Genomic DNA, 19,621 nt, shown 5'->3' on the forward strand with positions numbered 1-19,621 from the left:
AGATGGCTGCGTTAAAGCCTTCCTAATTGCCTGATATGCTTAAAAAGATCCTGGTTTTGTTCATCATTATTCTGGTAGTTTCCTGTAACCAAAAGACAGGAACTGAAGAAAAGATCGAAGCGATAGAGCTCGATCTGCAAGTCATTAGATTTGAGCAGGAATTTGCGGGTACAGATCCCCGCCAGTTACCTGAATTAAAGCAAAAATATCCATTTCTATTTCCTGAGCAGTTTCCAGATTCAGTTTGGATAGAAAAACTATCTGATAGTCTTCAGCTGGAGATCAATCAGGCTGTAGAGGAAGAGTTTTCAGATTTTACGACACAGGAAAATGAATTGTACGCGCTTTTCCAGCATATCAACTATTACTTTCCGGAGTTTGAAATACCGGCGGTGATCACAGTAACTTCAGAAGTGGATTATAAGAACAAAATAATTTATGCTGAAGATTATTTATTTGTTTCCCTCGACACCTATTTGGGTACAGATCATCCATTCTATACCGGTCTTCAGAATTACCTGAAAAAGAATTTTAAAAAAGATCAGATCGTAGTAGATGCTGCGGAAGAGATCGCGAAAAAATACGTGCCGGGTCCAGATTCGCGAACCTTTCTAAGTCATATGGTATATTACGGAAAAATCCAGTATCTAAAAGAAGTATGGCTGCCAACACTTGATCCCGCACGAAGAATAGGCTATACTAAAGCCGAATACGACTTTGCAGAAGCTAATGAATCCCAGATCTGGAGATATTTTGTAGAGAACGAGCTTATATACGATACAGACAACCAGTTGCAAACACGCTTTTTATATCCTGCCCCATTTTCAAAATTTTACCTGCAGCTGGATGCTGAAAGTCCGGCCAGGTTAGGTCAATATATTGGGCTTGAGATCGTGAAAGCATACATGGATAAGAACGACGTATCCCTGAGCCGGATGCTGAAAACATCTGCGGAAGAGATTTTTAATAATGCCAATTTTAAACCAAGGAAATAATGCCAGAATTTAAAAAATCTGAGATCAATATAGAAGTTGTAACCGATGAGAATCACGTTCCTGAAAATATAACATGGAGTGCTGAGGATGGAAATGTCTATAAAGAAGATGCAAAAGCGCTGATGCTTTCGGTGTGGGATAGCAAAGATCAGGAAACTTTGAGAATTGATTTGTGGACTAAGGAAATGCCGGTAGATGAAATGAAAAAGTTCTTTCATCAGACTTTAGTTTCTATGAGCGACACCTATTATCGAGCGACCCAGGACGATAAAATGCGTGATACTATGAAAGATTTCTGCGATTATTTTGCGGAAAAGACTGAAATCAAAAGAGGCTAATTGGAAAAACTGATTTTTGTTTACAATGCCGACTCCGGCAAACTGAATTCGATCATTGGTGCATTTCAAAAAATTGTAGATCCCAATTCATACAATTGTAGTTTGTGTAAGTTAACCTATGGAGCTTTTGACGAGAAAAAGCAATGGAGGCATTTTCGTGAAAATGCCGATCTGGATATGGAATTCCTGCATAAAGATGAGTTTTTGAAAAGCTATGCTTCCAAGTTTGGACATAAATTTGACTTCCCGATCATTCTCGCGCAGAACCAGAAAGGTCTGGAAGTGCTGGTGTCAACTTCAGAATTAAAGGGAATTACAGAGGTTGAGGAGCTAATTTCAAAAATTAAGGAAAGAACCTAATTTTTATGATCTACCGGAAAAAATTGTGACCAGTTGGCCGGCTCAAGATGTTTCGCAATACCCTGTAAACCATATTCGCCATTTCTTATTAACATTTCTCCATTTGGTTTGATAATCGCGTAAGAACCGCATAAACTAGGATTCTGAAATAAAGCCTTTCGCAAAAAACCAGATTGATCCTGGAAAATCATTTTCTTCTGATTTTCTTTAAGTTCAGGCAGCATAATGCCTTTTTGAAAATGGCTGGAGAACACAACCTGAGGATACTTCTTCTGTACTTGTTTTAAATTGCTGGATAGATATCGGTATTTGTTATTAATACGCTGCGGAGTCCATTTATTTGGCGCTGCATTAGTGCAGTAATCATTTTTAAAGATGTAATGCAGGATGAAAATGGTTTTATCTGTATATGTCTTGCCGGTGAGATTCGTCATAGATTTCTTAAACTGCCGGTAATTGATATTGTAGGTTTCGTATTCAGGATGACTGAATCTTAGAACCATCCTACTATCCTTGGCTTTATATTTCCATAAGGCATAGTCGCTGGTTCCAGTTACTAATTTTGCATCGAAGGCTTCTTTAGAAATAGAGTTTCCATCCTTATCCAGGTAAAAGTTAGTGGGCGGAACCTTATGGGTACTGCAAGAGAATAGCAGGAGTATGCTAAAAAGGGTGTATATTATTCTGATACATCCAATTTGCATTTACTTACTATTCAACTGTTCGTTGATACCTTCGATATAACCCAGAACTTCCTCTTTACCTAAACCTGCAGATGCTGAAGTAATAAAATATTCTGGCATCTCCTCCCAGCTTTCCAGCATTTCAGCCTTGTAATTGGCGATATGTTTATCGAGAACTTTTGGTTTCAGCTTATCGGCTTTGGTAAAAATGATACAGAATGGGATCGCGTTTTCACCCATCCATTGCATGAACTCCATGTCGATAGGTTGAGGGGAATGTCTGGAATCAATTAGAACAAATGCACATACCATTTGTTTACGTTGCTCGAAATAGGCGGTAATGAATTTCTGAAAGACCTTCTTTGTGGATTTTGAAACCTGGGCGTAACCATAACCTGGTAAATCTACAAGGTGCCAGTTCTTATTGATCAGGAAATGATTGATTAGCTGAGTTTTTCCTGGTTTTGCCGAAGTTTTAGCCAATGCCTTTCTACCCGTGAGCATATTGATAAGCGATGATTTCCCAACATTACTGCGGCCAATAAACGCGTACTCGGGCAGCGAACTGTTGGGACAATGATCAACTTTCGAATTGCTAATAACGAATTCTGCAGTTTTGATCTTCATAATAAAAGATTTTTAAATAGCTCTTTCTTTAAGCCATGCGTGTAACACCTGGTTGAATTCCTCTGGATGCTCCATCATTGCGGCGTGACCACACTTGTCGATCCAGTAAAGATCTGAATCTGGTAGTAATCTCTGAAAATCTTCGGCAACCTCTGGAGGAGTTACTGTATCGTTCTTTCCCCAGATGATGCAGGTTGGTGTTTGCATCTTAGGCAGGTCTTTCGCCATATTGTGACGAATGGCGCTCTTGGCAATGGCCAGTGTTTTAACCAGTTTATTGCGATCACTTACTGTTTCATAAACTTCATCAACGATTTCCTTGGTGGCAACCTTTGGGTCGTAAAAAACAGCTTCAGCTTTTTTCTTGATAAAGTCGTAATCCCCGCGTCTCGGGTAGCTTTCACCCATAGCATTTTCGTAAAGGCCAGAACTACCGGTAATAACTAAAGCTTTTACGCTTTCAGAAAACATTTTGGTAGCCAGAAGAGCTATATGACCTCCCAAAGAATTACCTAATAAGATCACTTTATCAAAACCTTTATGGTCCAGAAACTCCTTTAGATATTTCGCGAACGTGCCTACACTGGTTTTAAGTAGGGACATCGAATAAAGTGGTAATTCCGGGATTAAAACCTTATAGCCATTTTCCGGAAAGTGACTTACAACTCCGTCAAAATTACTTAGGCCTCCCATAAGTCCGTGAAGAATAACAATCGGGGTGCCTTCGCCTTTTTCTAGATATGTGAATTTCCCCTCCTGCCTTAAGTGATCTTTCATTGATAGCCTTTGCGGTTAGCAATCGCAAATATAGCGATTTCGATACAAGTATAATCATTTTTGATTAACTGCAAGCTCATTTCCGGGAAGTGGGAATAGAAGATTCGAGAAGAAAAAACTACTCAGCGCTCCACTTTTTCCCACGATTTTTCAAAAGTCTGAATAATAAGGAAATAGAGCTATTTAGAAGGTTTTCAATCACATACGGTGGTAAAACTTATCAACATTGTGGTAGAAAGTGGTAAAATGTGGTATTATTTTCAATATATTTGACTTTGTAAAGTAAGATCGTGGTAAATCTCATTGGAACATACGAATGTAAAGTTGATGCTAAGGGCCGGTTAATGGTTCCTTCAGCATTAAAAAAGCAATTGTCTCCAATGTTGCAGGATGGGTTTGTCATCAAAAGATCGGTTTTTCAACCTTGCCTGGAATTATATCCAATGGAGCAATGGAATCTTATGATGACGAAGATCAATAAACTTAACAGGTTTAAAAAGCAAAATAATGACTTTATAAGAAGGTTCACGGCCGGTGTAAAAACTGTGGAGGTGGACTCAAATGGACGTCTTTTGATTCCGAAGGACCTGATAGGTTTTGCCGGGATTGAGAAAGAGATCGTCCTGTCTTCTGCGATCGCCATCGTGGAGATTTGGGATAAGGATAAATACGAAACTGCCATCGGCGGTTCTTCAGATGAGGACTTTGCAAGTCTTGCTGAAGAAGTGATGGGAAATGACGACTTCGATGGAATATCATAATCCAGTACTCTTAAAGGAATCTGTAGATGGTCTTGATATCAAGCCAGACGGAGTGTATGTAGATGTGACCTTTGGAGGTGGAGGTCATTCCCGGGAGATCCTTAGCAGGTTGGGACCGGCGGGTAAACTATTCGCTTTTGACCAGGACAAGGACGCGCTTCAGAATAAAATAGATGATGCACGTTTTACGCTCATCAATGAGAACTTTAGGTTTTTAAAAAGATTTCTAAGGTTCTACGGGGTAAAAAAAGTTGATGGCATTCTTGGTGATTTCGGGGTTTCCTCGCATCAGTTCAATGAAGCTGAAAGAGGCTTTAGTACAAGATTCGATGCCAGGCTGGACATGAGGATGAACCAAGGAGATAAGTTGAGTGCGTATGAAGTCATTAATGAATACGAAGAGGAGCAGTTGAAGACGTTGTTCTATGCCTATGCAGATTTGAAGAACGCTCCCAAACTGGCCCGAACCATTGTCGAGCAAAGAACCAATGGGCCAATTGAGACCAGTGACGAGCTCAAAGAACTTTTAATGCCGCTGTTGTTCCGCGGAAAGGAAAATAAGATCCTTGCGCAGATCTATCAGGCTATTCGAATAGAAGTGAATCAGGAAATTGAGGTGCTGAAGGAATTTCTTCAGCAAACTGAAGAAGTGATTCGTCCGGACGGAAGGTTGAGCCTGATCTCCTACCATTCACTTGAGGACAGGCTGGTGAAGCGATACATAAGAAGTGGATTGTTTGAAGGAGAACCGGAGAAAGATATGTATGGTAATATCGATGTTCCTTTTAAGAAAGCCGGTGGCCTGATTGTGCCAACCAAAGACGAAATAAAGAGAAATAACAGGGCAAGAAGCGCCAAATTAAGAGTGGCGCATAAGCTGTAAATACTATGAAAAAAGGCTTTTACAATATACTCAAGGCTAATTTTCTAATTAGCGAAGATGCTGTAAAAAACTGGCGGTTCATCGTCTATTGTACCGTTCTGGCTATCATTATGATCGCCAGTTCTCACAACGCAGAAAAAAAAGTGCACCAGATCGCAAGATTGAGCACAGAAGTAAAGGAATTGAGAAGTGAGCATATTGAGCGAAGATCAGATCTTATGAAGATCAAAATGGAATCCACTATCACCGAAGCTATGTCGGGTAAAGGTATTGGGCCGTCTGATACGCCACCGAACAAAATTAGAGTCATCATAAAAGAATAAACCTTAAATGGCAACAACAGAAAAAAGCATCCTGAATCGTATGTACTTCGTGGCCGGCTGCCTGTTCCTCTTCGCGATCGCGGTAGGGGTTAAGTTGTTGAATATTCAGTTTGTTCATGGTGAACATTACAAAAGTCTTGCGGAAGAGCGCACCTTAAGAAATTTTAAAATTCCAGCCAACCGTGGGAATCTTTATGATTCTAACGGAAATCTTTTGGCTACTTCAGTTCCCAAATATGATATTCGTTTTGACGCTGTAACTGTTTCAGACAAAAATTTTGAAGAGAATATTGGAGAACTGTCTGCAAAACTCTCTAAAATGCTTGGCCGTTCAGCTTCCTATTACTCTCAGAAATTAAGAACAGCTCGTGCCAATAAGCAACGTTATGTGCTAATTGCCAAGAACCTTGGATATTCAGAATACATGAAGATCAAGAGTTTTCCTATGTTCAATCTGGGTGCTTATAAAGGTGGGATGATCACAGAGCAAAGCACGGTAAGGGAACACCCGCTTGGTAAAATGGGTGAACGAACGGTAGGTTATGAGCGCAGGGACGAGAACGGGTATTTTACTCGCGTTGGTCTGGAAGGGGCCTTTAGCAATTATCTAAGAGGGACAGACGGTCGACGCCTGAAGCAGAAAATAGCCAAGGGACAATGGAAGCCTATTAGCGATAATAACGAAATGGAGCCCAAAGATGGCTATGACGTTATCTCTACCATCGATGTGAACATACAGGATATAGCACATCATTCATTATTACGCCAGTTGGAACATTTTGAAGCAGATCACGGGACTGTAGTGGTTATGGAAACCGCAACCGGAGAGATCAAAGCAATGTCTAACCTTGGCCGTACAGAAGATGGCAACTACTTCGAAAAAAGAAATTACGCTGTTTACGAAGCGCATGAACCTGGCTCCACTTTCAAATTAATGGCCATGGTAGCCGCCCTTGAAGATGAGGTGGTGGATACCAGCCAGGTAATCGATACAGAGAAGGGGGTGGTTCGGTATTATGGTCGTCCTGTACGCGATTCGCATCATGGTGGTTATGGGGAGATTTCAGCGGCGAAAGCATTTGAATTGTCTTCGAATACTGCATTTACAAAAATGATCACCGAGGGTTATAAGAATGATCCTTCGAAATTCGTGGACAGATTATATGATATGGGACTTAATGATAAGATTGGTCTTGAAATAAAGGGAGAAGGGTCCCCTCGAATTCCTCATCCTGAAGATAAGTCCTGGAATGGTTTGAGTCTTCCCTGGATGGCCTTTGGGTATGGGGTGGCTATCACACCTTTGCAAACACTTACTTTCTACAACGCGATCGCAAACGATGGTGAAATGATCAAGCCACGATTCATCAAGGCGGTAAAGGATCGGGATAAAGCTATTCTTACGATGGACAAACAGGTGATGAATCCATCTATCTGTTCTCCGGAAACTGCAGCGAAAGTTCGTGAGATGATGAAAAATACTGTAGAACGCGGTACAGCTGCAAACATATATACAGAGAACTTTTCGATGGCTGGAAAAACTGGAACCTGCCAGACCGAATATTGGATAGAGCCAGGCAGATATATAGCCTCCTTCGCTGGATATTTTCCTGCGGAAGATCCTAAATACTCCTGTATCGTAGTAATCCATAAACCAAACAGAAGAAAGGGATATTATGGAAATATCGTGGCGGCACCGGTTTTTAAGGATATCGCCAGAAAGATATATACCGATACCCCGGTGATGGATGAGCTGGAGAACCTTGAATTTGAAAATGAGGATATCCAATCAGATTTCGATACGTACTATGCGAGCATTCAGAACGAAAAAATGCTAATGCCAGATGTCACCGGGATGCCGGCTATGGACGCGATCTCTATCCTTGAAAATCTGGGGATACAGGTGCGGTTGAATGGAAAAGGTATTGTAAAAAGACAATCTGTTTCGGCAGGACAAAAATTAGATAATAACGCCATTGTAAATCTAGAATTGAGTTAATGCAGGTTTTAAAAGACATACTCTACAAAGTGAATATCAAATCGGTTTCCGGAGATACCGGGGTGACCATACGTGATATTCATTTTGATTCCAGAAAAGTTTCTCTAAATGATGTTTTTATCGCCATTCGTGGAAGTCTTAGTGACGGTCACGACTATATAAAAAATGCTGAAAATCAGGGCGCGCTGGCCATTGTGTGTGAGGAGCTTCCGAAGGAAAAAGTCAACGGCGTCACCTATATTGAAGTTGCAGACTCTAAGAGAGCCCTGGCATATATTGCAGCTAATTATTACGAGAATCCCTCAGAAAATCTAAAGTTGGTGGGAGTTACCGGAACTAACGGGAAAACAACCATTGCGACTTTGCTCTATGACCTGTTTACCAAAGCTGGGTTTAAGTGCGGACTTCTTTCTACCGTAAAGATCATGATTGGAGACGAAGAGCGAACTGCTATTCGAACCACTCCAGATTCTATAAGTATCAATTCCCATTTAAGTGAGATGAATGATGCCGGTGTGGAATTCTGCTTTATGGAAGTAAGTTCACATGGGATTGATCAGCATCGCACAAGCGCTCTAAAATTTGCAGGCGGTATTTTCACTAATCTCTCGCATGATCATCTTGATTATCACAAGGACTTTGCAGAATACCGTAATGTGAAAAAGAGGTTTTTTGATGAATTACCTGCTTCAGCTTTTGCGCTCACCAATATAGATGATAAGAATGGTGAAGTGATGCTTCAGAATACAAAAGCGAAGAAATACAGCTACGCACTAAAATCTTATGCAGATTACCAGGCGCAAATCCTTGAAAATAATTTTACAGGTTTACTTCTGAAGGTGAAAGATCAGGAATTATGGACGAGACTCATAGGTACTTTTAACGCTTACAATATTCTTGCGATTTATGCTACTGCGGAATTGTTAGGTCTAAAAACCCTGGAAACGCTTCGTATCATAAGCGAATTGAATTCTGTTAGCGGAAGGTTTCAATATATCATTTCCGAAAGAGAAAAAATCACTGCGATTGTAGACTACGCTCATACTCCCGATGCTCTTAAGAATGTTTTGGAGACCATCAACAGCATTCGTACAAAAAATGAAAATCTCATTACAGTTGTAGGTTGTGGAGGTGATCGCGATACTACGAAACGACCTAAAATGGGACATATCGCATCGGCACTAAGCAGTAAAGTGATCTTTACCAGTGATAATCCAAGAACAGAGGATCCAGATAAGATCATAGAAGATGTGGAAGCCGGTGTGGAACCACAGAATTTTAAAAAGATTATGAGTGTTACCAATCGCAAGCAGGCCATTAGGACTGCATGCCAGATGGCGACCAATAACGATATCATTCTAATTGCCGGGAAAGGTCATGAGACCTACCAGGAGGTGAATGGAGAACGATTTGATTTTGACGATCTCAAAATCGTAAAGGAATTTCTAAAAACTCTGGATAAATAATGCTGTATTACCTGTTTAAATTTTTAGAAGATAGATATCAGCTGCCGGGAGCCCAGTTATTTGAGTTCCTGTCTTTCAGATCTGCCATGGCTATTATTCTATCGCTGGGAATTTCGACCATCTATGGTAAAAGGATTATTAATTACCTGAGAGCGAAACAAATAGGTGAAAGCGTTAGGGATCTTGGATTAAAAGGTCAGACTGAAAAAGCAGGCACGCCAACCATGGGAGGTGTGATCATTATCGTTGCGACACTTATCCCTGTGCTGCTGTTTGCAAAACTGGAAAATATCTATGTAATCCTGTTGATCATTACCACCTTGTGGATGGGAGCGATCGGTTTTCTGGATGATTATATAAAAACCTTTAAAAAAGATAAGGAAGGATTAAAAGGAATATTCAAGGTGATTGGCCAGATTGGCCTGGGTCTAATCGTCGGATGTACCATGTATTTTCATCCGCAGGTGACCACGAAAGAGGTAATCACTGAAACAAACCCAACTGAAAATGTGATCGCCAGAGCAGAAGTTGTGGATATGGGTCCGGAAATAAAGGATACCAGTACGACCATTCCTTTTGTAAAGGACAACGAATTTGAATACTCCAGCCTGATAAGCTGGATAGATGCAGACCTTGTGAACTATGCATGGCTCATTTTTATTCCTATCGTGATCTTTATCGTTACGGCGGTATCAAACGGAGCAAACCTGACCGATGGGATCGACGGACTCGCCGCGGGATCTTCAGCTATAATCGTACTCACCCTGGGTATTTTCGCGTGGGTTTCCGGTAACATCATTTTTTCAGATTATCTCAATATCATGTACATACCGAGATCTGGAGAAATGACCATTTTCATAACAGCTTTCGCAGGTGCACTGGTAGGTTTTCTATGGTATAATACTTATCCCGCGCAGGTTTTCATGGGAGATACCGGAAGTTTGACCATTGGTGGGATCATTGCGGTTCTGGCTATTGCAACTAGAAAAGAATTACTGATTCCTCTTTTATGCGGAATCTTCCTGGTAGAAAATCTATCAGTGGTGATGCAGGTAGGCTGGTTCAAATGGACCAAGAGGAAATATGGTGAAGGTAGAAGGATATTTTTAATGTCACCACTTCATCACCATTATCAGAAAAAAGGCAGGCACGAAAGTAAGATCGTAGTAAGATTCTGGATTATTGGAATATTCCTCGCAATTCTTACCATCGTCACCTTAAAAGTACGCTAGGATGGAAAGACTGGTCATACTTGGAGGTGGAGAAAGTGGCGTAGGTACTGCCATCCTGGGAAAGGAAAAAGGATACGACGTGTTTCTTTCTGATAAAGGAAGGATCAAGGATAAGTACCGTGATGTTCTTACAAAACTTGAAATAGATTGGGAAGATGAACAACATTCAGAAGAAAAGATTCTCAATGCGAATGTGGTAATGAAAAGTCCGGGAATTCCCGATACTGCTGCGCTGGTTGTAAAGCTTCGGAAGAACGATATTCCTGTTATCTCAGAAATTGAATTTGCTTCCTGGTTTTCTGAAACTCCCGTAATCGGGATCACAGGCAGTAATGGTAAGACCACGGTGACCAATCTAATTCAGCATTTACTGAAGAATGGAAACATCAATTCAGGAATGGGTGGAAATATTGGAAACAGCTATGCGAAAATGGTTGCTGAAGATCGGCATGATTGGTTCGTGCTGGAGTTATCCAGTTTTCAGCTGGACGGGATCAGCGATTTTAAACCACATATCGCGATCCTGACTAATATAACACCAGATCATTTAGATCGCTATGATTACAAATTTGAAAATTATATAGAATCAAAATTCAGAATTACAAAAAACCAGACAGCCGAAGATTATTTCATCTATGATGCAGATGATCCAGTGATCACAGAATGGCTTGAGAAAAATTCTGTGAGAGCACAAAAGCTGCCATTTTCGATGGAAAAGAAACTTGAAAATGGCGCTTACTTAGAAGATACAAATATTGTTATAAAAATAAATAATACCGAGTTCACCATGTCGACATCAGATATATCCCTACAGGGCAAACATAACACCAAAAATGCAATGGCTGCGGCCACCGTTTCGCAGTTGCTTCGAATTAGAAAGCAGACCATCAGAGAAAGTATGGCCAATTTTCAGGGTGTGGAACATCGTCTTGAAAAGGTGCTGAAAATTAACAATGTTATGTATATCAACGATTCCAAGGCTACGAACGTAAACGCTACCTATTATGCACTGGAAAGTATGGAGTCTGAAACTGTCTGGATCCTTGGAGGTGTAGATAAAGGCAATGTATATGATGACCTGCTGCCATTGGTTAATGAAAAAGTGAAAGCGATCATTTGCCTGGGGGTTGATAATGAAAAAATTAAGAGTGCCTTTGGTAATATCGTGGAAAATCTGGTTGAAACGGCATCTATGGAAGAAGCGGTGAAAGTGGCGTACAGGTTCGCCGACAAGGGTGATAATGTGTTGTTATCTCCTGCCTGTGCGAGTTTCGATCTGTTTGAAAATTACGAAGACAGAGGAAGACAGTTTAAGAACGCCGTGCGTAATCTATAACAAGGTATTGAATAGCGAATAATGAGCAACGTTTTTGCAAATCTAAAAGGTGATAAAGTGATCTGGGCGGTAGCAGCTTTGCTGGCGATCTTTTCCTTTTTACCGGTGTACAGCGCCAGTAGTAATCTGGCCTATCTCCATGGAGATGGTAGTACAACCGGGTTTCTTATCATGCACTTTTTTCATTTATTGCTTGGTTTCTGCCTGTTGTTCGCGGTTCATAAAATACCATATCACTATTTTCGGGGTATCAGTATATTACTGCTTCCAGTCGTGATCCTGTTGCTTATCTTTACCATTGCACAGGGAACGACCATAGACGGTGCGTATGCCAGTAGATGGATACGAATTCCCGTATTGAACGTATCCTTTCAATCTTCAACTCTGGCCTCGGTGGTTTTAATGGTTTATGTTGCCAGGTATCTTTCAAAAATCACCGAAAAAAAAGTCACCTTTAAGGAAACAATAATTCCGCTCTGGGCGCCTGTTTTCGCGGTTTTAATATTAATTTTGCCGGCCAATTTCTCTACAACGGCCATCATTTTCGTCATGACCTTGATACTGATGTTTTTAGGTGGTTATCCAATAAAATATCTCTCGGCAATTGTTGGAGCTGGAATTGTAATGCTGGGGATTTTCGTACTTACGGCTAAAGCATTTCCGGGTTTGTTACCCAACAGGGTCGATACCTGGTCCAGCCGGATCGAAACATTTTTTGATGGCGAGGAAGCAGATGAGCAGTACCAGGTTGAGAAAGCAAAAATTGCGATCGCTCAGGGTGGTATCACCGGAACTGGAATAGGTAAAAGCGTACAAAGAAATTTTTTACCGCAGTCCTCATCAGATTTTATTTACGCGATCATCGTGGAAGAAATGGGATTGATTGGAGCTTTTGGAGTCATGCTGGCTTATTTGCTCCTGTTATTTAGAATTGTCATCGTGGCTACCAAAGCGAGCAGCATATTTGGGAAGCTGGTGGTCATGGGCGTTGGATTGCCTGTAGTTTTTCAGGCACTTATCAACATGGGTGTCGCGGTGGAGTTATTTCCTGTTACAGGACAAACGCTTCCTTTGGTGAGTAGTGGTGGAACGTCCATCTGGATGACCTGCATTGCCCTGGGAATCATTTTAAGTGTAAGTGCAAGAAGAGAGGAAATTAAAGAGTTTGAAAATGAAAGTCTTGAAGGCGAGGAGGAGAATCCTCTGGATATTTTGAGCGAAGCGATATGAAGAAGAACATGCGAGTTATATTATCAGGTGGTGGAACAGGTGGACATATCTATCCTGCGATCGCGATTGCAGATGAGATCAAAAATCGTCATCCAGAAGCTGAAATATTATTCGTAGGTGCGAAGGATCGAATGGAGATGGAGAAGGTGCCTCAGGCTGGTTACCAAATTGAGGGATTGTGGATCACAGGGATCGATCGTTCTTTAAGTCTTAGAAACTTATCATTTCCTTTTAAACTCATTAGCAGTATCTCCAAATCGAGAAAGATCATTAAAAGGTTTAAACCAGATGTGGTGATTGGTACTGGTGGATTTGCCAGCGGCCCGCTACTTAGGGTAGCCATATCCAGAAATATACCTACACTCGTTCAGGAACAGAATAGCCTGCCGGGTATCACCAATAAAATACTTGCTAAGAATGCAAGCGTTATCTGTGCCGCCTACGAAAAGGTGAAAAATTATTTCCCTGCGGAAAAAACTGTCATTACAGGAAATCCCGTAAGACAGGATCTTCTGGAGGTCAATAAACTAAGACAGGAAGCTCAGGAATATTTTAAACTGAAGCCAGGAAAGAAAACTGTACTTATTTTGGGCGGAAGCCTGGGTGCAAGAAGGATCAATAAATTGATTGAAACCTACTTAAAAAGGTTCGAACAGGAGAATGTGCAGTTAATCTGGCAGATTGGGAAGCTATATTACTCAGATTATAAAAAATATGCTTCAGAGGCTATTGTGGCTAAAGAATATATCAATCGTATGGACTTTGCCTATGCAGCTGCAGATGTGATCATTTCTAGAGCTGGAGCAGGAAGTGTTTCAGAATTATGCATAGTGGGAAAACCGGTATTATTTATACCATCTCCTAATGTTGCTGAAAACCATCAGGCTAAAAATGCCATGGCGGTAACAGATCATGACGCGGCTTTGATGATCACTGAAGATGAACTTACAGAAAAATTCGATCCATGCTTTTTTAGTTTTCTTAAAGATGAAAGAAGACTGGAAAGATTTTCAAAACGTATAAAACAACTGGCGCTGCCAAATGCCACTTCAGATATTGTTGACGAAGTAGAAAAATTAGTAAGTAAAAAGTAAATGAAGAATCCTGATCACATAAAACATTTTTACTTCATCGGTATCGGTGGAATAGGGATGAGTGCACTTGCCAGATATTTCAAGGCGAAAGCTGCGGTGGTTTGTGGTTATGATCGTACACCTTCAAAACTTACGGCAGAACTGGAGAAGGAAGGAATAATTATTAATTATGCAGATGAGGTTGAGACTATTCCGCAGCATATCTTAAAAGATGTGGAAAATAGTCTCGTGGTGTATACTCCTGCCGTTCCAAAGGATCATAAGCAGTTTGGATATTTTCAGCAGCAAGGATTCCAGGTCGTGAAAAGATCTGAATTGCTGGGAATGGTTACCGCTAATAAATTTTGCCTGGCCGTTGCCGGTACTCATGGTAAGACGACCACGACAGCTATTCTAGGTCATTTGCTTAAAGAAACGGGCGCGAAAGTAACTGCATTCCTGGGCGGAATTAGTGAAGATATTCAGTCCAACCTTATCATGCAGGGCGATGAGGTCGTTGTGGTTGAGGCAGATGAGTTTGATCGCTCCTTTCTTCGGCTATCGCCTAATATTGCGGCAATTACTTCCATGGATGCCGATCATCTGGATATCTACGGAAGTAAAGATGAACTGGAAAAATCTTTTAAAGAGTTCGCTTCGAAAATACCCGAAAATGGTACCTTATTCGTAAGCAGTCAATTATCCTTAAGCGGAAAGTCAATTGGCATAGATGATGCGAGTGACTATACAGCTAAGAATGTAAATATTGAGAATGGTACTTATGTCTTTGATCTAAAGACTCCTTCTCAAACATTAGAAAATTTAAGATTTAATCTACCCGGCAACCACAATTTGCTAAATGCTATAACAGCCCTGGCGATGGCGATCGAATATGGATCCCCAACCCTCGATCTGGCCAGGGCTTTATATTCTTTTAAAGGTGTTCGACGTAGATTTAATTATAAGATCAAAACCGATAAACTGGTGCTAATTGATGACTATGCTCATCATCCTACAGAAATTTCTGCGGTGCATCAGGCAGTTCGGGCAATGTACCCCAGTAAAATTGTTCTTGCGGTTTTTCAACCCCACTTGTTTAGCCGTACCCGTGACTTCGCTGAAGATTTTGCCTCCAGCCTTTCAGAATTTGATAAGGTATTTCTCATGGATATTTATCCTGCGCGAGAAACCCCAATTGAAGGCATCACTTCAGCCTGGTTGCTGGAACAAATAGATAATGATTACAAAAGACTTGTGGGTAAACATGATCTCATTGATTCCATAAGGTCGGAATATGCAGATATCGTAGTAATGATGGGTGCTGGAGATATTGGAGATGAAGTTGAATCTGTTCAAAAAGCATTGCAGGATGAAGCGTAGTCTAAAATTTATACAGCCTTTAATTTTAATCCTGCTCCTTGGAGGCTTATATGGCTTTGCAGAACATCGCCATAAAAACAGAAATTTAACTGGTATCATGGTGAATTTCACTGATACGGAAAACCTCTATGTGACTGAGGAAGTGGTTAATAAATTGTTAATACAAACTAATGACAGTGTCTCGAGTATAGATAAAGAAACTTTAGATTTGAATAGAGTGGAAGCTATGCTGAACGATCATGATATGATTGAAAATGCAGAAGTATTTCTAACGCTCGACGGCAAACTGAAGGCAACCGTAAGTCAAAGAAAACCAATTGGCAGGGTAGCTGGAAACTCGTCGTTTTACCTGGATAGAAATGGAGAGATCATGCCGTTATCAAAATATTACTCGGCCAGGGTGCCTTTAATGTTTGGTTTTGATGGCAGCACGGTGGCTGAGGTTTATGGAATCGTGAGTTATATTCAGAATGATGATTTTCTTAGAAAACATATTACCGGGATAAGCCGTTTGAATGCAGAAGCCTATGCTTTGGAGCTGAGAGAGAATGATTTTGAAGTATATTTTGGAGATACCACCAATGTGGATCTCAAATTCAACAATTTAAAAGCTTTTTATAAAAAGGCTACGAAGGATAAGAAGTTAAATACCTACAAAAAAGTGAACCTGCAATTTGGAGACCAGGTTGTTTGCACGAAAAAATAGTTTATGGAACAGAATGATATTGCAGTAGGATTAGATATTGGAACTACCAAGATTGTGGCCATGATAGGTCGCAAAAATGAGTATGGAAAAGTAGAGATCGTAGGCATAGGGAAATCAAAATCCCTTGGCGTACATCGCGGGGTGGTGAATAATATCACCCAGACGATCCAGTCTATCCAACAGGCAATACAGGAGGCAGAAGCCGACAGTGGTTTAAAGATAAGTGAAGTGGTAGTTGGAATCGCGGGGCAGCATATTCGAAGCCTTCAGCATAGCGATTATATTACCAGGCATAACCCAGATGAGGTTATAGATTCAGAAGATATTCACACACTATGTAACCAGGTTCATAAACTGGTGATGCTTCCGGGTGAAGAGATCATACATGTACTTCCGCAGGAATTTAAAGTAGATGGGCAGGCAGAGATCAAGGAGCCCATCGGGATGTACGGTGGGAGACTGGAAGCGAACTTTCATGTTGTGGTTGGACAGGTTTCTTCCATTAGAAACATTGGCAGATGTGTGAAAAGCGCCGGTCTGGAACTTTCAGCAGTGACCCTGGAGCCACTGGCTTCAGCCAATGCAGTCCTGAGCCAGGAAGAAAAAGAAGCTGGTGTAGCGCTTATAGATATAGGAGGTGGAACTACAGATCTTGCCATATTTAAGGATGGGATCATCAGGCACACCGCAGTGATTCCTTTTGGTGGAAATGTGATTACTGAAGACATTAAAGAAGGATGTTCCATTATCGAAAAGCAGGCAGAGCTTTTAAAAATAAAATTTGGATCTGCATGGCCAGGTGAGAATAAGGACAACGAAATTGTTTCTATTCCAGGTTTGCGCGGGAGAGAGCCGAAGGAAATCACTTTGAAGAATCTTTCCAAGATCATTCACGCACGTGTCGTGGAGATCATCGACCAGGTTTACCTGGAGATCAAGAATTACGGTCATGATGAGCAAAAAAAGAAATTGATCGCAGGAATTGTTCTAACCGGTGGTGGTGCCCAATTGAAGCACCTTAAGCAACTGGTTGAATATATTACCGGGATGGATACACGAATAGGATATCCTAACGAACATCTTGCTGGCAATAACGATTCAGAAACCACCAGTCCGGTCTATGCCACGGCTGTAGGATTGGTAATGAACAGCCTTGAGCAGGGGAATAATAAGTATCAGGAAGAAGTCCTGCTCTCACAAAAACGATCGCTGGAAGAGAAGGTCGATGAGCAGCATGATGAAGAAGAAGATGAATATGATACGTACAGGGAAGAGCCCTCTTCCAGCAAAGTTGCCCGTAAGAGCATCTTTGATAAATGGGCAGAGAAATTCAAGGATTTCTTAGACAACGCAGAATAAAATAGATACAATACAACCAGTAACCAGTAAAACAGAGTTTATGAGCAGTACAGAATTTGGAGACATCTCATTCGATTTACCAAAGAACCAATCGAACGTCATCAAAGTGATTGGAGTAGGAGGAGGAGGAAGCAACGCCATTAACCATATGTTCCAGGCAGGAATAAAAGGGGTTGATTTTGTTGTTTGTAATACCGACTCCCAGGCTTTGGAGAACAGTTCGGTGCCCAACAAGATTCAGTTAGGTGTAACTTTAACTGAAGGACTTGGAGCAGGGGCAAACCCGGAGATCGGTGAGAAAGCGGCAGTAGAAAGCTTTGAGGAAATCAAGCAAATGTTGGATACCAATACCAAGATGATCTTTATCACGGCTGGTATGGGTGGTGGTACCGGGACCGGTGCTGCTCCAATCATTGCGAAACAGGCAAAGGAACTGGATATTCTTACGGTGGGAATCGTAACCATTCCATTTCAATTCGAGGGAAGAAACAGAAACGAACAGGCACAGTTAGGAGTCGAAAGACTGCGTAAGCACGTAGATTCGCTCATCGTGATCAATAATAACAAACTTCGTGAAGTCTATGGAAATCTTGGTTTTAAAGCCGGATTCTCAAAAGCTGATGAGGTGCTGGCAACTGCGTCCAGAGGAATTGCAGAAGTAATCACGCATCACTATACTCAGAATATTGACCTTCGCGATGCGAAGACAGTACTGAGTAATTCTGGTACTGCTATCATGGGTTCTGCAACTGCTTCAGGAGCCAGCAGAGCTACAGATGCTATCATGAAAGCGCTTGATTCACCATTATTGAACGACAATAAGATCACCGGTGCCAAAAATGTATTACTGCTTATTGTATCTGGCAACGAGGAGATCACGATCGACGAGATTGGTGAAATCAATGACCATATTCAACTGGAAGCAGGGCACAGCGCAAACATTATTATGGGTGTAGGCGAAGATGAATCCCTGGAGGACTCTATTGCTGTAACTATCATCGCTACTGGTTTCGATGTAGAACAGCAAAACGAGATCACAAATACTGAATCTAAAAAGATCATTCATACCCTTGAAGACGAGCAGAGAGCCGAACAGGAATTAATCGCCAAGCGAACTGGTTCTATTTCTGAAGTGACTCCGGAAAAGAATGATGATATAGAGGATGCTCAGATAGAATTTGAAGCTCCTAAAAAGGAAGAAAAGATCATTCATACCCTGGATGAAAATGTGGAGGAAGTAGATGAGGTAGGCAAAATTCAGAAGAAAATAGAAGACATCTATAAAACACCAGATTTTGCAAGAAAACTGGATGTTATTTATGAGGAAGTGAATCCAGAAGAATTTATCATCAATGATACTTCGGAAACACTGGATACCGAAAACTTTAAAGAATCTGAAGAAGGAAAGTCTGAAAACGAAGAACAATTCATGTTCACTTTCGATATTCCAATGAATCAGAAGGAGGAAAAAAAACAGTTTTCAGAAAAGAAGGAAGAGGTAAAGCGCCATTCTCTAAGTGATGAGGAAGAAGAGTCTGCCAGAAATATTCGAGTGAACGAACATGTAGAGATAGTTCCGGTAACCGAAAATTCTGCTACGGGAGTAAAGCGATACAGTCTTGATGATTACATGGAGATAGAGCAAAGACTTGAAAGTTCAAAGGCTCCTGAAAAAGAAGAAGAGAAGGACGAAACGGTGGCTTTTGAGAAGAAGACCGTGGCTCCTGCTCCTTCAAGAGAATATGAGAATGACGAGCACGATCCCTTTGACAATCCAATTTCTTCTGAAGTCGTGCGTCAACGTACAGCGGAGCGTAAAGCAAAAATGAAGGAGTTCAATTATAAGTTTAGAACTGGTTCAGCACAGATCGATGAGATCGAAAAGCAGCCGGCATACAAAAGGGCTGGAATTGAGCTGAACAATGCGAAGCCTGGTGAAGGTAAATTATCCCGAACCAGTATAGAGCAGGATGATAACAATGAACTACATTTTAGAAAGAACAACTCTTTCCTTCATGACAATGTTGACTAATGATTTCTGTAATCAAACAAAAAGCTGCCATAAGGCAGCTTTTTTTTATGTTCAGAATTTG

Annotated in this window: 19 protein-coding genes; 16 read left to right on the forward strand and 3 right to left on the reverse strand. The window is 41.0% G+C overall.

From position 1 onward, the window contains the following. Nucleotides 1-35 precede the first annotated feature (35 nt). Genes gldB through G529_RS0108915 form a run of 3 tightly spaced genes read left to right on the forward strand, consistent with a single transcriptional unit; the run spans nucleotide 36 to nucleotide 1,693 of the window. Entirely contained in the window at nucleotides 36-995 is a 960-nt protein-coding gene (gene gldB, locus G529_RS0108905) for a gliding motility lipoprotein GldB (protein ID WP_026915194.1), read from the forward strand. Beyond that, nucleotides 995-1,333: a gliding motility protein GldC gene (gene gldC, locus G529_RS0108910; RefSeq protein ID WP_026915195.1), complete on the forward strand. Its 339-nt coding sequence runs from the start codon at nucleotides 995-997 to the stop codon at nucleotides 1,331-1,333. Before gldB ends, gldC begins: the two co-directional genes overlap by 1 nt. After that, entirely contained in the window at nucleotides 1,334-1,693 is a 360-nt protein-coding gene (locus G529_RS0108915) for a hypothetical protein (RefSeq protein WP_026915196.1), read from the forward strand. Here the strand turns inward: G529_RS0108915 and G529_RS0108920 are convergent. From G529_RS0108920 to G529_RS0108930, 3 genes are read right to left on the reverse strand one after another with little or no spacing between them, the layout of a single operon-like run. Next, the gene (locus G529_RS0108920; RefSeq protein ID WP_026915197.1) at nucleotides 1,690-2,397 is read right to left on the reverse strand and encodes a hypothetical protein; all 708 of its coding nucleotides are present in this window, start codon (nucleotides 2,395-2,397) and stop codon (nucleotides 1,690-1,692) included. The two genes, G529_RS0108915 and G529_RS0108920, sit on opposite strands and share 4 nt — an antisense overlap. Then, nucleotides 2,398-3,003: a ribosome biogenesis GTP-binding protein YihA/YsxC gene (gene yihA, locus G529_RS0108925; RefSeq protein WP_026915198.1), complete on the reverse strand. Its 606-nt coding sequence runs from the start codon at nucleotides 3,001-3,003 to the stop codon at nucleotides 2,398-2,400. It lies immediately after the preceding gene. A gap of 12 nt (nucleotides 3,004-3,015) precedes the next feature. Further along, nucleotides 3,016-3,780 carry an alpha/beta fold hydrolase gene (locus tag G529_RS0108930; protein WP_026915199.1) on the reverse strand — a complete coding sequence of 255 codons (765 nt, stop codon included), beginning with the start codon at nucleotides 3,778-3,780 and terminating at the stop codon, nucleotides 3,016-3,018. Nucleotides 3,781-4,070: 290 nt separating this feature from the next. Here G529_RS0108930 and mraZ point away from each other — a divergent pair, with 290 nt between their 5' ends. The 13 genes from mraZ to ftsZ are packed head-to-tail and all read left to right on the forward strand — an operon-like array spanning nucleotide 4,071 to nucleotide 19,560. Next, the gene (gene mraZ, locus G529_RS0108935) at nucleotides 4,071-4,541 is read left to right on the forward strand and encodes a division/cell wall cluster transcriptional repressor MraZ (RefSeq protein ID WP_026915200.1); all 471 of its coding nucleotides are present in this window, start codon (nucleotides 4,071-4,073) and stop codon (nucleotides 4,539-4,541) included. After that, a complete protein-coding gene (gene rsmH, locus G529_RS0108940; protein ID WP_035695878.1) occupies nucleotides 4,516-5,424 on the forward strand; it encodes a 16S rRNA (cytosine(1402)-N(4))-methyltransferase RsmH in 909 nt (302 codons plus the stop codon). Before mraZ ends, rsmH begins: the two co-directional genes overlap by 26 nt. 5 nt (nucleotides 5,425-5,429) lie before the next feature. After that, the gene (locus G529_RS0108945; RefSeq protein ID WP_026915202.1) at nucleotides 5,430-5,747 is read left to right on the forward strand and encodes an FtsL-like putative cell division protein; all 318 of its coding nucleotides are present in this window, start codon (nucleotides 5,430-5,432) and stop codon (nucleotides 5,745-5,747) included. A gap of 7 nt (nucleotides 5,748-5,754) precedes the next feature. Continuing rightward, nucleotides 5,755-7,746 (forward strand): penicillin-binding protein, encoded by a 1,992-nt coding sequence (locus tag G529_RS0108950; RefSeq protein ID WP_026915203.1) that lies wholly within the window; start codon nucleotides 5,755-5,757, stop codon nucleotides 7,744-7,746. Beyond that, nucleotides 7,746-9,212 (forward strand): UDP-N-acetylmuramoyl-L-alanyl-D-glutamate--2,6-diaminopimelate ligase, encoded by a 1,467-nt coding sequence (locus tag G529_RS0108955; RefSeq protein WP_026915204.1) that lies wholly within the window; start codon nucleotides 7,746-7,748, stop codon nucleotides 9,210-9,212. The genes G529_RS0108950 and G529_RS0108955 overlap by 1 nt, the downstream gene beginning before the upstream one ends. Beyond that, nucleotides 9,212-10,444, forward strand: coding sequence for a phospho-N-acetylmuramoyl-pentapeptide-transferase (gene mraY / locus G529_RS0108960; RefSeq protein WP_026915205.1), 1,233 nt, complete (start codon nucleotides 9,212-9,214; stop codon nucleotides 10,442-10,444). The genes G529_RS0108955 and mraY overlap by 1 nt, the downstream gene beginning before the upstream one ends. 1 nt (nucleotide 10,445) lies before the next feature. After that, nucleotides 10,446-11,780, forward strand: coding sequence for a UDP-N-acetylmuramoyl-L-alanine--D-glutamate ligase (gene murD / locus G529_RS0108965; RefSeq protein WP_026915206.1), 1,335 nt, complete (start codon nucleotides 10,446-10,448; stop codon nucleotides 11,778-11,780). A 21-nt stretch (nucleotides 11,781-11,801) separates the two neighbouring features. After that, nucleotides 11,802-13,010 carry an FtsW/RodA/SpoVE family cell cycle protein gene (locus G529_RS0108970; protein ID WP_026915207.1) on the forward strand — a complete coding sequence of 403 codons (1,209 nt, stop codon included), beginning with the start codon at nucleotides 11,802-11,804 and terminating at the stop codon, nucleotides 13,008-13,010. Next, complete coding sequence (gene murG / locus G529_RS0108975) at nucleotides 13,007-14,104, forward strand: undecaprenyldiphospho-muramoylpentapeptide beta-N-acetylglucosaminyltransferase (RefSeq protein ID WP_026915208.1); 1,098 nt, start codon at nucleotides 13,007-13,009, stop codon at nucleotides 14,102-14,104. The genes G529_RS0108970 and murG overlap by 4 nt, the downstream gene beginning before the upstream one ends. Beyond that, a complete protein-coding gene (murC, locus tag G529_RS0108980; protein ID WP_026915209.1) occupies nucleotides 14,105-15,463 on the forward strand; it encodes a UDP-N-acetylmuramate--L-alanine ligase in 1,359 nt (452 codons plus the stop codon). Then, nucleotides 15,453-16,169 carry a cell division protein FtsQ/DivIB gene (locus tag G529_RS0108985; protein WP_026915210.1) on the forward strand — a complete coding sequence of 239 codons (717 nt, stop codon included), beginning with the start codon at nucleotides 15,453-15,455 and terminating at the stop codon, nucleotides 16,167-16,169. The genes murC and G529_RS0108985 overlap by 11 nt, the downstream gene beginning before the upstream one ends. Nucleotides 16,170-16,172: 3 nt before the next feature. Beyond that, nucleotides 16,173-17,528 (forward strand): cell division protein FtsA, encoded by a 1,356-nt coding sequence (ftsA, locus tag G529_RS0108990; RefSeq protein WP_026915211.1) that lies wholly within the window; start codon nucleotides 16,173-16,175, stop codon nucleotides 17,526-17,528. Nucleotides 17,529-17,568: 40 nt separating this feature from the next. Further along, nucleotides 17,569-19,560 carry a cell division protein FtsZ gene (ftsZ, locus tag G529_RS0108995; RefSeq protein ID WP_026915212.1) on the forward strand — a complete coding sequence of 664 codons (1,992 nt, stop codon included), beginning with the start codon at nucleotides 17,569-17,571 and terminating at the stop codon, nucleotides 19,558-19,560. The last annotated feature ends 61 nt before the right edge of the window (nucleotides 19,561-19,621 follow it).

The sequence above is a fragment of the Christiangramia portivictoriae DSM 23547 genome, assembly GCF_000423045.1.
In the GTDB taxonomy this organism is placed as follows: Bacteria; Bacteroidota; Bacteroidia; order Flavobacteriales; family Flavobacteriaceae; genus Christiangramia; species Christiangramia portivictoriae.